Genomic DNA, 15,709 nt, shown 5'->3' on the forward strand with positions numbered 1-15,709 from the left:
ATGATTTTGGATTTGAAATTATTCATTGTCATTGACTGTCTCCTTTTTTAAGTTCCGATCTGTATCGACATATCAAGCAGTCGGAACGAATTTGATTTACCATGTTTATCCAGATTCAGGCTGGTGTTCACTCCCCCTTCGAGCACATTATCAATAACGAAATTCAATGCCTTCAGGTTGGGTAATTCGTAGCGCACAACTTGCGTTGCGCCGCGATGGGCAAACCATGCCTTGACTTTGTCCGCACTTACCTGCTCCAGCAATAGCGGCCAGTCCACCGGGTCATACGGAATCAGACTGATGTTCAGACGGTTGCCCTTGTCTCCCGCCCTTGCATGTGCAATCTCATGCAGCTTTATCCACTTGCTCATCGTGATTCTCCTGCAACATAACGCCAGCTTTCCTGCACCAGGTCGCGGGGGATCAGGTACGACACCGTGCGCACACTGCTTTTAACACTGGTTCGTACACCCCCGCCGCCGGCCGGCCCGCAACAGTACAGCGCATTGACCTCATGCATCATTCGTTCTACTGTCGCTTTGTCCGGCGCATTGACGGCCAGCCGCAAGCGCACGTCGGTAATCTGATCAAGCGGCAAACTGTCACGCAGCGCTGCTGTATCCGAATCCAGTACGCTAACCAGCCCAAGCAGGTCACGGCGAAAGCGGCACGGCTCCTTCAGCCGCTTTGCTCGCTCGCCCAGTATGTCAGCCGCCAGTTTTGCGCGTTCCCCTGCATTGGGGCCTGCATAGGAAATCTCTCCTTCGCCGAACCAGTCACCCATGAACGAGACAGTCGCCTTGAGCGTGTCCGGCCGGGGTGCACCGCGGGCGCCGGTGACCACCACCTGATCGGGTGCAATCTGATGAATCTGCACCTGGGAAATATCAAGAATGACGTCTGGCGTCATATAGCACGCAGGGTCATGGATTTCATACAGCATCTGCTCTTTCACTGTCATCAGATTGACCGTGCCGCCCGTATGATCAGCCTTGCCTATAATAATCCGGCCGTCTTCAAATACCTGCGCAATGGGAAAGCCGACATTGGCCAGATCCGGCACGTCCTTGTAGCCCGGATCGGCAAAATAACCACCCGTGACCTGCGAGCCACATTCGAGCAGGTGCCCGGCCAGTGTTGCTGCAGCCAGCCGGTCCCAATCGTCCCAGCCCCAATTGAAATGCGCCATGGCAGGCCCCAGAGTGAGCGCAGGATCGGCCACTCTGCCGGTAATCACAATCTGCGCGCCATCGGCCAGCGCGTCTGCAATGCCTCTGGCGCCCAGATAGACATTGGCCGCTATCGGATCGCCGGCGCCGGCTGCCAGTTCACGATCCCCTTCCCAAATTTGCAGACTGGAGATATCCACCTTCGCAAGGATATCGTCGCCTTCGACAACGGCAATTTTCAAGCCGGCCAGATTCTGTTCGATAGCCAATGCATCAATGGCCTTGGCCGCTGCAACGGGATTGGCTGCCCCGAAATTGCTGACAATGGGAATATGGTGGGCGACGCAATCATTCAGAATGGGCGCCAGCACGTCCTGCAACAACGGCTCGTAGCCGTGCTCCGGATTCTGGTTTTTGGCTAACTGCCCCAGTGCCAGCGTGCGCTCGGCCAGCATCTCGAAGATAAGCACAGCGGGCTGCCGGCGCGCAATCAATGTCTTGACAACTGCCTGGGCAGCATCAATGCGGTCCCCGGAAAACCCGGCGCCGCAGCCAATGAGCAGACTTTGCATCTATCCTCCCTGATGACTAGTAAAATGTCCTTGAATTCATTCTATTGAATTTCAATTGAAAAATTAAATTAATTATTTTGATCAATTGATAAATAAATAGTATTAATAGAATGCGGCGGCATGACCATAATCTGTCTTCAAATTGTCATATCAGGGTTCACCTCCTGTATACTTTTCAAAAGACTTCTTCTGAAAAAGCGACTGATTGGGATTGATGATGCATCCATTTGTTGAAGGTGGCCTGCAGAACGTCTGGCTAAGCAATGGTTATCGGATAAAGGAAACCAGAAATGGCAGGAGCATCGTCGTCCATAATCCCCAGGGACTCAAAAGAACCATTTGCAGCGCACTCTGCGTAAAAAGCGTGCCGCTTTCCGGCGCCGAATTTCGCTATCTGTGCAGGGAACTGCAAATCACTTCCGCTGTGCTTTGCAAGCGGCTGGCACTCACTGAATCACAATTGCAAGAATGGGAATCCGCCAGGCAGGTTCCCAGACATGCCGACACCTTTATTCGCATTATGTATGCCGTACATTTGGACCGCCCGGAACGGGTGCAACGCCTTGACGAGCGCTCGGTGGCGAGAAATCAGAACGTGTATTTCCTGCTGCGCCATACAGACCGGGGCTGGGTCCTGCAAGAAACGCTGGAGCCACCAGCTGCCGTCACGTCAATCACACAGGCAGGAGGCCAGGATCCGACGCTGGCCACGGACCGGGACTCCCTGGCCTGACAACAGCTCTGCACACAATCTGACAAACAACAAGGCCACTGGGCATACAGCCCGTGGCCTTGTTGTCCTTATGACCGGATCAAGCTGTCAGGCCAATGTCCGCAACGTTGGTTCCCGCTTCCACTGGCGTGTTTTTGCCAGTTTGATAAACGCCTTGATGTCCTCCGGCGCGACCACCCCCGCATCGGGCTTGATACCGGCCGCTTCCAGAATCTTGTGCGTTCCCTTGCACGCAGCAATGGCTTTCAAATGCCCAAAGGCATCGCGGAACCAGTCTACGGCGGCCGCCTCATGCACCAGCTTTTCCGCTTCGGCCATAGGCAGAATACTGACCACCCCATCGAACACGATCGATGGTGTACCCGCCAGTTGCCCGTCGGCTGTCACATAGGTGCCATCCTTGAGCGTCACACCGCGTTTTTGCGCAACCAGTTTCACTGCCGCGCCGGCCTTGTCCAGCGCGCTCTTCATCGCGTTGATACTCTCGTTGTTGGAGCCGTCGGCAATCAATATCCCGATGGTTCGCCCTTCCAGCGTATCTTTCATTCGATCAATAAGACGCAAGGCAGGAGACAAATCCAGGTCCTGAACAGGCACCACCGGCTTGACCGCCACCGGCAACGATTTAAGTCCCAGCCCATCTGCAACGCGTTTGGCCAGGCTCTGGTCTATCGTGCGCAACTGGCTCACGACTGCCAGGCGCACATGCTCGGTCTCGACCTTGGATAGTTCGAAAACCAGTGCCGAAGCCAGATGCGCCTGCTCCACGTCGGACTGACTACGATAGAACATCCGCGCCTGACTGTAATGATCGGCAAAGCTTTCCGCACGAATACGGGATTTGGCGCCTTCTGTCGGCACTGCAGCGCTGTGAAAGCCCGTTTTCAAACTGGCACGCGTGGCATTCGGATCCAGGCTTTGCGGATCGTATGCGGTTCTTCCCTTTTGCGCCTGCATCTGCATATGCCCGTCGCGCTGCGTATTTTGGAACGGGCACTTAGGGGCATTGACCGGAATCTGGGCAAAATTGGGTCCTCCAAGCCGCGACAACTGTGTATCCAGATAGGAGAACAGCCTGCCCTGCAGCAACGGATCTTCGGAAAAATCGATTCCGGGTACGATATTGGCCGGACAGAATGCCACCTGCTCGGTTTCGGCGAAAAAGTTATCCGGCCAGCGATTCAACACCATCCGGCCAATGATTTTCAGCGGCACCAGTTCTTCTGGAATCAGTTTGGTCGAATCCAGGTGATCAAACGGGAAGGTATCGGCCTCTTGCTCGGTAAACAGCTGCACTCCCAGCTCCCACTCTGGAAAGCTGCCATTCTGAATGGCTTCGAAAAAATCGCGGCGATGAAAATCGGGATCTGCGCCAGCCAGCTTGACGGCTTCGTCCCACACCGTGGACTGCAACCCGAGTTTAGGACGCCAGTGGAACTTGACGAAGGTGCTTTGACCGTCCTTGTTCACCAGCCGGAAGCTGTGAATGCCAAAGCCTTCGATCATACGAAGAGAACGCGGAATCGCACGATCGCTCATGGCCCACATGATCATATGCATGGACTCGGGCATGAGCGAGATAAAATCCCAGAACGTATCATGCGCGCTGGCCGCCTGTGGAAAGCCACGATCCGGTTCCATTTTCACCGCGTGAACCAGATCCGGAAATTTCATGGCCTCCTGTATGAAAAACACAGGGATGTTATTGCCAACCAGGTCCCAGTTGCCTTCCTGTGTGTAGAACTTGACCGCAAAACCGCGCACATCCCGAGGCGTATCTACCGAGCCGCTCCCCCCGGCCACAGTGGAGATTCGACAGAATACGGGCGTCTGCACGCTCTTTTCCGTCAAAATTCTCGCCGTCGTATATTTGGACAGAGATTGGGTCAATTCAAAGAAGCCGTGTACGCCGGTGCCGCGTGCATGAACGATACGCTCAGGAATACGTTCGTGGTCAAAATGCGTGATCTTTTCCCGAAGCATAAAATCTTCGAGCAAAGTCGGGCCGCGTGGTCCTGCCCGCAAAGAATTCTGATTGTCACTGATGGTCAGACCCTGCTGGGTTGTCATGACCGGATGCGTGCCGCCGGCCTGTTGTTGTAATTCTCCGGCATTGCCAACTTCGTCTTTGGCCCCTTGTGCGGGGCGTGAAACCGATTTTTTCGAACTTGACTTCATTAGTATCTCCTTAAAACAGGACTTGAATAATGATCAGTTGAAACGGAATACGAAAAATATGACGCTATCTGGGATAGCAAGTGGAAGGGAGCGTAACCAGTATGCCACATTCTGCATCGAACGACATGATCGATCCCATGGAAAATAACGTAACCACGCGTGTCACGCTCACCAGCCAATTGCCCAGTAAAGGCCATTTCCATCTCGTCGTCGCGTGCATCGCTCAAGTCAGGTTATTTCAATAATCATCATCCCAAATCAGTTTGCTTCTCTGGCCCTATTGCATAACGCGATCGACGGACCTTACCTGCAGGATCAAGTGGGCGAATCAAGTGGGCGAAATGCGCTTTCAGCGCAGTTTTCTCAGAAATGCCAGAAAGTCCTGGTCATTGGCATAGGCGACATTGATTCTTAAGGCCGGTTTTTGACTGAGCTTTTTCTCCGGATAAAAAACGGTACCCGGGGCCAGGAAAATACCTTCTTCTGCCGCCTTGCGAGCCACCTGGATATCGTCCAGACGAGCCGGCAACTCGAGCCACATGTAATATGTGCCCTCAGACTGATAAGGAACATGAAATCCCAATTCCGAAAAATTGTTCAACGCCTGGGCTCCCGCCTGTTCGACCATTGGCCTGAGCCGTCGCAAGTGCTTCAGATATTGTCCGTTGGCAATCAGACTGTAAAGCCATCGCTCCAGATAATCGGATGATGTGACAACGGTAAGCATCTTAATATTACAAAGAGAATCAATTAGCGCATGTTTGCCTGCGATGTAACCCACCCGAAAACTGGCCGACAGCGTCTTGGAATAGGTACCTATATACAAGATCCGATCCAACTGGTCCAGGCCCGCCATACGCGGCATACCAGGTGGCAACAAGTCTGCAAACGCATCATTCTCGACAACCCTGAAATCGTATTTTTCGGCCAGCTTGAGTACCTGATATTGTGCGGCCAAACTTGCACAGCCGCCTGTAGGGTTGTGGCCCAATGTTTGCGTGAAAAACAGCTTTGCACGGTGCAGCCTGGCCTTGTCTTCCAGATCTTCTGTATCGGGGCCCGTGTCACCGCGCCTGACGCCAATCATTTTAATTTTGTACAGTTTGAGCTTGGCAAATAAAGGATAATACCCGGGACTATCGACAAAAACAGTATCCCCCGGAGAGAGAAACTGTTTGATAATCAAGTCCATCGCGTGGTTAGCGCCGTAAGTGAGCAGCACCTGGTCTGCCGACGCCCGAATAGATCTCTCAATAAGATTTTGCGCGATCGCCTCACGCAGTGGCTCGAAACCCATGGGATTGCCGTAACCATATTTATTATCATTCGGTATTTTGAGCCGCATATCAAAATCGAACTGGCTCATCCATGACGACGGAGGCCTGCCATCTCCGACACGAACACGATAGGTCTGGTTCAACTGTTCGCGCAGCAGCGATATTGCATCAACCGCTTCCGCTATATGCGTGGAGCTGCTTTTATTTTGCTTTTTGCTTAACGTACTGACATAGTAACCGGATCCTGGCCTGGCCGTGATATGCCCCAATGAAACGAGTCTGTCATAGACATCGATCATGGTATTTTTCGACACATTGAAGTATTCACGAGCAACTCTGATAGACATCAACTTCTGTCCGCTTTTCAGATTCCCATTCTGTATGGCAAGAAGCATGTGCTCGACAATACTGTTGACTTTACTCATGATTGTCCCGATGTATGGTGCTGCGCACAACAAGTGTGCCCCTACACATTCAGGTACAGTATCCACTACTTTCGAAGAAACTGTACCTTGCTTAATTTCAAATAACTTAGCATCATAGCGTACAAGCGAATTAATATATATTTTTTAACCGTACCCACTACTGTACCTATATATTCTAAAAAATCAAGGAGACATGAATGAAAATCCTACGCCGCGATCTACTTAAAAAACTGGCCTCGGGGACCGTTGCGGGCATCGGCGTCCTGGGCATGCCTGCCGTAGCGCGGGCCCAGGAAATAGTGAAGTGGAAGATGCAATCGTTATGGGACGGTGGTACCACACCGCAAAAGTTTGAAGAAATATTCGTCAAACGTGTTGCAGAATTGACTGACAACAAATTCCAGATTCAACTTTACTCGGCGGGTCAGCTTGTTCCTGCCAACCAGGCATTTGATGCCGTGCGCGGTGGCGCCTTCCAAATGATGAAAACATTCGACGGCTATGAGGCTGGAAAAATTCCTGGCCTGGCCTTTACCAGTACGGTCCCTTTCGGCTTTCCCGAACCAGACCAGTACGAAGCCTGGTTCTACGAAAAAGACGGGCTGGCCCTGGCCCGCGAAGCCTATATGCCTGCGGGTTTATATTATATCGCCCCCACCGTATACGGGCCAGAACCCATACATTCACGCGTCCCGATCAAATCGCTCGCAGATCTGAAAAATAAAAAGGGACGATTCGTCGGACTGGCCTCCACTGTCATGGGAGCCCTTGGCGTGTCCGTCACGACACTGGCAACGAACGAAGTCTATTCCGCTTTGGATAAGGGCGTGATCGATTTAGCCGACCGAGGCGATCTGACAGCCAACCTGGAAGCCGGCCTGGCCGAAGTAGCCAAGTACATTATCATGCCTGGCCCGCATCAGCCTACAACAGCGACAAGTTATGTGGCCAATCGCGGCGCATACGAGAAACTGTCCGCATCAAATAAAGCGGCCCTGGCAACCGCTGCCCGGGAAATTTCCGGCGCCTTGCGTCAGCATATTCTTGTGGCTGACACCCTGGCATTGAAAGCGTTCCAAAGCAAAGGCGTAGAAGTCGCATCGCTGAGTGCGGACGAACTGGCGCAAGGCCGAGTACAGGCGGTAAAAGCGTGGGAGTCTGCGACCAAAGGCAACCCCCTGGCCAAAAAAATGATGGACAGCCAAATTGCATTTATGAAAGATCTTGGGCTGCTGTCTTGAACATTCAACTGACATAGACGCTATCTGCAACATTGTTTTTTTGGATCTATTCCATGCCTGCTATCGTGTCCGCCTATATTTTGGGTATTACCCGTATTAATAAATTCTTTTTCAATGTTGCATCATCGCTTATTTTCCTGATCGTCTTTTCTATGTTGTACGAAGTGGTCAGCAGATATGTGTTCCATGCCCCTACAACATGGGGCATGGAGCTGGCAACACTGCTGTTTGGCCCCTACTTTCTGCTTGGCGGGGCCTATTTGCTGCACATGCGTGGCCATGTCAATCTTGATTTGCTGAAGAACAAATTGTCGCCACAGAATCGGCGGCTCCTCGATTTATTCAGTTTCTTGATCATTATTGTGTTCAGCATCATCATGTTTTCCTATTCATTCTCGCCCGCGATGCAGGCATGGGAGTATAAGGAAACATCGTTTTCCGCCTGGAATCCGCCAGTCTGGCCAGTCAAGTTTGCCATACCCATATCGGTTTTATTACTGGGACTTCAAAGTTTTGCAGAAATGCTGACCGTTCTGTACAGAGAACAGGATCAACAGCCATGAATGCAAACATTATTCTGGTCATCATGTTTGCCGGGTTAACGCTGTTCATGCTCACCGGCTTGCCGATTGCCTTCGTGCTTGGCGGCTTGTCACTTCTCATTACGGTGACCCTCTGGGATCCGAATGCAGTGGTGATCATGGTACTGCAGATTTTCGACACCATGCGCTCCGAAGCGCTATTGGGCATCCCTCTGTATATCTTCATGGCAGCAATTTTACAGCGCACCGGCGTTATTGAAGAACTGTACGGTGTCATGGAGATCTGGTTCGGCCGCTTACGGGGCGGGCTCGCCATTGGCACAGTCCTTATCTGCGTGTTAATGGCCGCGATGACTGGTGTTGTCGGCGCAGCAGTCACAGCAATGGGGCTGCTGGCCATGCCAGAGATGCTCAAGCGGGGATATGACCCAAAACTGGTTACTGGCACGATATGCGCGTCCGGCACACTTGGCATTCTGATTCCACCATCCATTCTGACCATTGTATATGCCGTCACCGCCCAGGTATCGATCGGCAAGATGCTCATTGCCGGCATTGTGCCGGGAATAATTCTCGCTACTTTCTATATCCTGTACATTCTTTACGTTGCCTATGCGCATCCTGAACGCATTCCCCAGTCCCGGCGCGAACGCGTCCCCTTCTTGACCAAGCTGCGAAGTGTAAAAGGCGTTATTTTTCCCATTATCCTTGTGATATTGATACTGGGCTCAATATTTTTCGGCATCGCCACCCCGACCGAAGCTGCAGCGGTCGGCGTTGCCGGCGCATTCATCATCGGGATGCTGAAACGCAAGCTGGACTATTCCGGCGTTCGTCACGCAACGTTCGAAACAGCGAAAGCCACCACAATGATCCTGTGGATTACCATTGGCGCAAAAGCCTATGTCTCTGTTTTTACGGGCCTGGGCGGCGCCGATACACTGCTGAATCTGATCCGCGACATGCAGGTTCATCCCTACGTCATATTGGCTGCGATGATGTTGATTCTTATTTTTCTGGGGACAGTCCTGGACGAAATCGGAATCATCCTGCTTACGGTGCCGGTCTTTTTGCCTATCGTCAAATTACTCGGATTTGATGAAATTTGGTTTGGCGTGTTGTACGCCATCACGATACAGACAGGTTATATCAGCCCCCCTTTCGGATACACCCTGTTTTATATTAAGGGGCCGTTACCCGCGCATCTGGGTATGGGGACGGTATACAAGGGCGTTCTGCCGTTCATGATATTACAAATATGCGCGCTGGCATTTTGCGTAGCCTTCCCGGATCTTGTTACCTGGCTTCCGTCCTTGATGGACAGACATTGATTTTTAATTTTTCAAACGGAACGAAACACCATGCCTGAACTGAGCTCTCGAATTGCTGGCTTTCACAAACTGGGAATACAGGGTCGCCTGGATATTCTCAAAAAACGATGCAATCTGGATCCGGAAACGATCGAATCCATGCTCAACACGGGCAATTTGCCCGCTGACACCGCCGATCATCTCATCGAGAATGTCATTACCACCATGAACATTCCGGTGGGCATTGCCACGAATATGAAAGTAGATGGCAACGATGTCCTGGTGCCGATGGCCACAGAAGAATCCTCGGTGGTTGCCGCGGTTTGTAATGCCGCAAGGCAGTGTTATGACAATGGCGGATTCACCACGTCCATGTCGGGCTCTCAGATGATTGCCCAAATTCAGTTGGTTAACATCACAAATCCGCAATTTTGCAGAATCTCCATACTGGAGCAGAAAGCACAGATAAAAAAACTGTGTGACGATTGCGATCCCATTTTGCTGTCATTGGGCGGGGGGCTGCAGGATATCGAAGTGCGGATCATTGACTCCAATATCGGGCCCATGGTCATTACACATCTGATCGTCGACACTCGTGATGCCATGGGAGCCAATGCCGTCAATACCATGGCAGAAAAACTGGCTCCGCTGATTGAGCAGTGGACCGGCGGCAAGGTCTATCTGAGAATTCTTTCAAATCTTGCTGACAGGCGTCTGGCCCGAGCACGTGCGACATGGACTTGTGATGCGATTGGCGGAGAAGCAATCCGCGACGGCATTATGAGTGCCTACCATTTTGCCCAATCTGATCCTTATCGTGCAGCAACGCATAACAAGGGCATCATGAATGGCGTATCGGCAGTCGTCCTGGCCACCGGCAACGACACGCGTGCTGTGGAAGCAGGCGCTCACGCTTATGCAGCACGTGACGGGCACTACGGCAGCCTGACACACTGGGAAGTAAACAAAAACGGAGATCTGGTCGGCAGCCTCGAAATTCCAATGGCCGTAGGCTTGGTCGGTGGAGCAACCAAACTTCATCCAACAGCGAAAGCCAATCTGCAAATACTTGGCGTAAACAGCGCAAGTCAGCTGGCTCGAATTATTGCTGCAACCGGACTGGCACAAAATTTTGCTGCATTAAAAGCGTTGGCAACGACGGGCATCCAAAAGGGACATATGGCCTTGCATGCTCAAAATGTTGCCATGATGGCCGGGGCAGTCGGAAAGCAAATTGATCAGGTAGCCAATGCTTTGATCTCTCAGGGGACCGTACGGATAGACGTCGCGCAGAAAATACTTCAGGACCTCAAGACTGACTGATCAATCGCGTCCTGGCACGCATCATTGGCGTGCCAGGACTACTCTGATTGATTTGAACACTGGCGACCAGTATGCCGTGTTTACCGGTCACAGAATATTCGCTTTGCAAACGCGTTTTTGTAATACATTTGCCGTATGTAAGCTCAAGGCTGAGTCAGTACCAATTATAGATCCAAATATTTCATCGCCGCCTCTGCTGCGTTGGCTACGTGCCGGGCACACAGCTTCTTGGCCAGTTTGGCGTTTCTCATGGACACCGCATCCACAATGTCAGAAATCTCTTTGATGGTATGGGGCAGGCGCTCTGTGCCAGACAAGGAGATGCGGCGCAAAATCATTATTCTATTGTTCAACTGGGTTAACAGGTTTTTCACTACATCGTTCCCGCAGCCCTCCAGCAAAATTCGATAAAACAGATTTTTGATATCAAGTATGGAATCTGTAGAGCGGCCTTCGCCTATCGCCTTCAAGCGTTCCAGACAGTCCTGCAAGGCCTGTATTTGTGCCTCTGATGCATGGATGGCGAAACCCTCGCCTGCCAGTGCCTCCAGTGCCTGGCGCACCTGGTATATATCTTTCACTTCCTCACGCGAAATGGTCGCGACCACCGGTCCTCTATGAGGAATATTTGTAATCAGTCCTTCAGCATTTAATTGCTGCAGGGATTCACGCAATACCGTCCGACTGATTCCGAGCATCGCACACAGGTCCTTTTCCACCAGCTTTTGGCCTGCCGTAAACGTGCCGGAAATCACGGCCTCACGCAAACGCTCTGTGACGTGTTGCCGCAACGTTGTATTTTCCCGGTGTATATGCAAATCCATTGGTGTAGCCATAGCCTGACTCAAGCCTCAAAAAGTTAGCAAATCCTATCACAAACGCTCGCACGTAACATGCGTCCACCATCAATAGCCGCAATGCTGATGCCGGAAAAAATTATATTTACAAAAAACAGCAACTGCCATATAGTATTATTGTATGACAATCATACTATATTTTTATCTGGCCTGAATTTCAATCAGGACCTGGAACTGACCATCAGGAGGAAATCAAATGACCCAAAACGCAAGTAATCCGCTGGATACGCTGTTCAAGGAAGGTCTGGCCACCCGCAGAGCGGTGCTCGGCGCAGAATATGTAGACAATTCACTGGCCAATGCAAACGAATTCATGCTGGCCTTCCAGCACATCACAACCGAATGGTGCTGGGGCTATGCGTGGAACCGTCCGGGCCTGGAACGCAAGACGAGAAGCATGCTGAATCTGGCGATGCTTACAGCACTCAATCGCCCAGCTGAAATCAAACTTCACATAAAGGGCGCACTCAATAACGGTGTGACCGTTGATGAAATAAAGGAGATCCTGCTACAGGCCACTGTCTATTGCGGTATTCCTGCGGGTCTGGATGCCTTCAAGGTAGCCAACCAGGTTCTGCAGGAGGCGGGCCAATTTGATCAGGAAGGGGACAAAAAGTGAACCTGGCAGATCAGAAAATTGGATTTATCGGAATCGGCAGCATGGGCAATCCCATGGCGTCCCGACTTCAGCAGGCGGGCTACCCATTGCTTGTCATGGATGCCAATGTGCACCTGACAGAGCCGTTAGCCCGGCTGAGCGGCGTCACGGTTGCGGCCACTGGCCAGGAGATGGCTCGGGAATGCAATTTTATTATCACCATGCTTCCCACCAGCACTATCGTTGAGACGGTTCTGACTGGTACCGATGGCGTTCTTGCCGCACTCAATCCGAATACCGTCGTTATTGAAATGAGTTCCGGCATACCCACCCAAACACTGCGATTGGCCAAATTGACGCAGCAAGCCGGGGGATCGCTTATTGATGCTCCCGTATCGGGAGGCGTGGCACGCGCACGAACCGGCGAGCTGGCCATTATGGTAGGCGGTGCCGATGAGATCATTCAGAGGGCGCGCCCAATACTGTCCGTGATGGGCAAGACGATCTCGCATACCGGTGATGTTGGCTCTGCCCATGCAATGAAGGCCCTGAATAATCTGGTTTCTGCGGGAGGATTCCTTATCGGAATTGAAGCCCTGCTCATCGGGCAACGGTTTGGCCTTGACCCATCTGTCATGATCGACATTCTGAACGCTTCTACCGGAATGAACAATTCGACACAGAAGAAATTCAAACAATTCGTCCTTTCACGAAAATTCGATTCTGGATTCGGGCTGGATCTGATGATCAAAGATCTGACCATCGCCACAGGGATCGCGGCAGAATCAGCAACGCCAGCCCCTTTCTCGGCGCTATGCAGAGAAATGTGGGCATCTGCAGCGGGCTTGCTCGGACCAGGCCAGGATCATACCGCCTTGGCAAAACTATTGGAAAACCTTAGCCAGACGGAACTGACCGCCGGTAAGCCATAACCCTCCAGCGATTTACCTGCAATTCAACATATCAGATAAACCCATACATTCAAAGGAGAAAGGCAACGCGTTTTTTCAATGCGATACAAACGCAACGCCTTGAAGAGACATGAACAAAATACTAGCTGCAATCACAGCCTCATTATTGCTGCCAATAGTGGCCCAAGCAAACGATTATCCGTCAAGACCGATTTCCATGATTGTCCCGTATGCGCCTGGCGGCTCCACAGATGCACTTGCACGAGTTATCGCTGACGCCATGAGCAAGGCGCTTAACCAGACTATCGTTGTCGAAAACGTCGGTGGTGGCGGCGGTATCATTGGCCTGCAGAAACTCATGCACGCCAAGGCAGATGGCTATACTATTTCATTTGGCAATATGGGCAATTTCGCCATTGCAGGCACCCTCTATCCCAAAGCCAATTATGATCCCCGCCGTGATCTTGAACCAATCGGCCTGGTTGCCAGCGTACCAATGGTGCTATCGGTCAGCAAGAAAAGCGGCATCAAAAGCATGAAAGAATTATTGGAAAAATCACAGGGCTCTCAAAAGCAGCTTAATTTTGGCAACTCCGGAGCGGGTTCGACCGGCCACATTTCATCTGTGTACTTCAATAGCGTGACCAACGGTAACGTTGAACAAATCTCCTATCGGGGTGCAGGACCGTCCATTGCGGATCTTATGGCCGGCACGCTTGACGCCGTCATTGACCAGACGGTAACCATGATTCCGGCGAGCAAAGGTGGGCGCATCCTGCCCATCGCCATCTCTGGAGACAAGCGGGTCGAGCAACTACCCAACGTACCCACGTTCAAGGAAGCAGGCGTGCCCGCGTTCGACATGAAAGTCTGGAATGCCATCGTTGCCCCCAAAGGAACGCCATCAGCAGTTATTGACACGCTTTCGGCGGCACTTGAAGCCTCGTTTAGCAACAACGAGGTCATTGCAAAAATGGAGACGTTTGCCGCACCCATTCCTCCAAAGAAGGAGCGTGGCCCCGCAGCGCTTGAGCAGTTGATCGATTCCGAAGTTGAGCGATTTGCAACACTGATTCGGGATAACAATATCCACGTGAACGAGTAAAATAAAACCGGCACCGCTGCAGACAAAGCAGTCTGGTGCCGGCAATGGCAGCCAAATAGCTCAATCGGCGCTCAGCTGTTCAACGTAGCATACGTCCACCAGCCTTTATCAATCTCGGCCGACAGCAAATTACGTAATATCCCCTCGACCCTGCGGCTGGCTCGGCTAAGCGGCCTCTTGCTTGCATAGGCAATTGATACCCGACGCTCAATGACAGGATCGACAATACGAGCTATGAGAAAATCGTTGATATCCCCATGCATTTTCAATGCCGCCAGTGACAACACCGCACAGTCTGCAGTGTCTTTTACCCACTCGGCCAACAATTCATGCGCATCCAGTTCCGTACGAATATATAGCTTGACGCCAGCAAGGCGGGCCTGCTCTTCTACGATGCGTCTGAGTCCGTGTTCTTTGCCGGGCAGCACAAGCGGCAGATTGTGCAAATGAGCAAACGAAATGTCACCGTCTGCCGTGCATTTTGATTGAAGACTTGTATTTCCGAACGAAGACACAAGAAACAAATGCTCCCGCATAAGAAAGTCAAAGTCCAGACCGTTCTCTTGTGGAATGCCGTGCACCAGCCCAAAGTCAACGTCCCCGTCTTCAATCCACTTGGCCAGATGGCCAGATAGGCCAGACACAAGCTTGAGCCGAATGTTGGGACATTCAAGCTGCACCTGTCGCACCAGAGGCAGACTCAGCACAGTACTTAGAGAACCGGGAATACCGACAACTACCTTTCCTACTTCAGATGATGTTTTGGCACGCAGACTGATTTTCGCAGCATCCAGCGCATCGAGCGCTGTTCTTGCATAGTTCAGAAACAGCTCTCCTTCCGGTGTAAGCACTGTCCCGCTCTGTCGTCGTTCCAGTAACTGAGCCTGCAACTCCTCTTCCAGCAGCTTAATCTGAGTGCTAACAGAAGGCTGCGATATATGCAAAACAGCCGATGCCTTTTGTATGGATCGCTGTTCTGCAACGGCGACAAAATAGGCAAGCTGACGTAGATTCATGACAAAGGAAATTTCCGGTTACAGGCAATCGGCTCCATTATACATACGTAACTTATCCATGATGTTTTTTGCCTGAAGAAGCACAGGCAGATCGACCATACGCCCGTTTACGGTGAAAGCACCATTGCCCTGACTGGCATGCTTTTCATATTCTTCCATAATGACTCGTGCATGGGAGATCTCGTTGGCGTCCGGCATGAACGTTTCGTTGACAATATCAACCTGCTTCGGATGAATGCAAAAGGAAGCTTCAAAGCCCATGGACCGCGCCTGCCGGATTTTACTTCGAAACAATTCTTCGTCATTGAAGTCGGCAATTGAGCCGACAAAGCCGATAGGCAAGATACCTGCCTTACGGCAGGCGATGACGGCCAGCATATTCGGAACATACAGCGCGTCCGGACAAACAGCCGACTGCAGCGAAGCTGCCAGGTCCTCGGCGCCGACAATCA

14 protein-coding genes and 1 pseudogene are annotated in these 15,709 nt (G+C 51.7%); 8 read left to right on the forward strand and 7 right to left on the reverse strand.

Annotation, left to right across the window (positions count from 1 at the left end):
* Positions 1 to 47: 47 nt before the first annotated feature.
* On the reverse strand, positions 48 to 371 hold the full coding sequence (locus tag ACTIKR_RS11270; protein WP_193089573.1) for an AtuA-related protein: 324 nt from the start codon (positions 369 to 371) through the stop codon (positions 48 to 50).
* Positions 368 to 1,741, reverse strand: a complete 1,374-nt coding sequence (locus ACTIKR_RS11275) for an acyclic terpene utilization AtuA family protein (protein ID WP_442327883.1) — start codon at positions 1,739 to 1,741, stop codon at positions 368 to 370. Before ACTIKR_RS11275 ends, ACTIKR_RS11270 begins: the two co-directional genes overlap by 4 nt.
* Positions 1,742 to 1,955: 214 nt before the next feature.
* On the opposite strand from ACTIKR_RS11275, the gene ACTIKR_RS11280 reads away from it, so the two are divergent.
* On the forward strand, positions 1,956 to 2,474 hold the full coding sequence (locus tag ACTIKR_RS11280; protein WP_193089571.1) for a hypothetical protein: 519 nt from the start codon (positions 1,956 to 1,958) through the stop codon (positions 2,472 to 2,474).
* 87 nt (positions 2,475 to 2,561) lie between these two features.
* On the opposite strand, the gene ACTIKR_RS11285 is transcribed toward ACTIKR_RS11280, so the two are convergent.
* Positions 2,562 to 4,652 (reverse strand): catalase, encoded by a 2,091-nt coding sequence (locus tag ACTIKR_RS11285; protein WP_442327884.1) that lies wholly within the window; start codon positions 4,650 to 4,652, stop codon positions 2,562 to 2,564.
* Positions 4,653 to 5,001: 349 nt separating this feature from the next.
* Positions 5,002 to 6,354 carry an aminotransferase-like domain-containing protein gene (locus tag ACTIKR_RS11290; RefSeq protein ID WP_442327885.1) on the reverse strand — a complete coding sequence of 451 codons (1,353 nt, stop codon included), beginning with the start codon at positions 6,352 to 6,354 and terminating at the stop codon, positions 5,002 to 5,004.
* 197 nt (positions 6,355 to 6,551) lie between these two features.
* Between ACTIKR_RS11290 and dctP the strand changes: the two genes are divergently transcribed.
* From dctP to ACTIKR_RS11310, 4 genes are read left to right on the forward strand one after another with little or no spacing between them, the layout of a single operon-like run.
* Complete coding sequence (gene dctP, locus ACTIKR_RS11295; protein WP_193089568.1) at positions 6,552 to 7,595, forward strand: TRAP transporter substrate-binding protein DctP; 1,044 nt, start codon at positions 6,552 to 6,554, stop codon at positions 7,593 to 7,595.
* A 53-nt stretch (positions 7,596 to 7,648) separates the two neighbouring features.
* Complete coding sequence (locus ACTIKR_RS11300; RefSeq protein WP_442327886.1) at positions 7,649 to 8,158, forward strand: TRAP transporter small permease subunit; 510 nt, start codon at positions 7,649 to 7,651, stop codon at positions 8,156 to 8,158.
* Positions 8,155 to 9,468 (forward strand): TRAP transporter large permease, encoded by a 1,314-nt coding sequence (locus ACTIKR_RS11305; protein WP_442327887.1) that lies wholly within the window; start codon positions 8,155 to 8,157, stop codon positions 9,466 to 9,468. Before ACTIKR_RS11300 ends, ACTIKR_RS11305 begins: the two co-directional genes overlap by 4 nt.
* Positions 9,469 to 9,498: 30 nt before the next feature.
* On the forward strand, positions 9,499 to 10,770 hold the full coding sequence (locus ACTIKR_RS11310) for a hydroxymethylglutaryl-CoA reductase, degradative (RefSeq protein ID WP_193089565.1): 1,272 nt from the start codon (positions 9,499 to 9,501) through the stop codon (positions 10,768 to 10,770).
* A 164-nt stretch (positions 10,771 to 10,934) separates the two neighbouring features.
* Here ACTIKR_RS11310 and ACTIKR_RS11315 read toward each other — a convergent pair whose 3' ends face one another.
* On the reverse strand, positions 10,935 to 11,606 hold the full coding sequence (locus ACTIKR_RS11315; RefSeq protein ID WP_442327888.1) for a GntR family transcriptional regulator: 672 nt from the start codon (positions 11,604 to 11,606) through the stop codon (positions 10,935 to 10,937).
* Between the two features lie 217 nt (positions 11,607 to 11,823).
* Between ACTIKR_RS11315 and ACTIKR_RS11320 the strand changes: the two genes are divergently transcribed.
* The 3 genes from ACTIKR_RS11320 (at position 11,824) to ACTIKR_RS11330 (ending at position 14,241) form a co-directional block, all read left to right on the forward strand.
* A complete protein-coding gene (locus ACTIKR_RS11320) occupies positions 11,824 to 12,246 on the forward strand; it encodes a carboxymuconolactone decarboxylase family protein (RefSeq protein ID WP_193089564.1) in 423 nt (140 codons plus the stop codon).
* Positions 12,243 to 13,157 carry an NAD(P)-dependent oxidoreductase gene (locus ACTIKR_RS11325; RefSeq protein WP_442327889.1) on the forward strand — a complete coding sequence of 305 codons (915 nt, stop codon included), beginning with the start codon at positions 12,243 to 12,245 and terminating at the stop codon, positions 13,155 to 13,157. Before ACTIKR_RS11320 ends, ACTIKR_RS11325 begins: the two co-directional genes overlap by 4 nt.
* Positions 13,158 to 13,353: 196 nt before the next feature.
* Positions 13,354 to 14,241, forward strand: coding sequence for a Bug family tripartite tricarboxylate transporter substrate binding protein (locus ACTIKR_RS11330; protein WP_442327890.1), 888 nt, complete (start codon positions 13,354 to 13,356; stop codon positions 14,239 to 14,241).
* Between the two features lie 71 nt (positions 14,242 to 14,312).
* Here the strand turns inward: ACTIKR_RS11330 and ACTIKR_RS11335 are convergent, their stop codons facing one another.
* Complete coding sequence (locus ACTIKR_RS11335) at positions 14,313 to 15,257, reverse strand: LysR family transcriptional regulator (RefSeq protein WP_442327891.1); 945 nt, start codon at positions 15,255 to 15,257, stop codon at positions 14,313 to 14,315.
* An 18-nt stretch (positions 15,258 to 15,275) separates the two neighbouring features.
* Positions 15,276 to 15,709, reverse strand: a pseudogene (locus ACTIKR_RS11340) (HpcH/HpaI aldolase/citrate lyase family protein); the annotation flags it as partial.

It is taken from the genome of Advenella sp. (assembly GCF_052108595.1).
GTDB lineage: Bacteria > Pseudomonadota > Gammaproteobacteria > Burkholderiales > Burkholderiaceae_B > Advenella.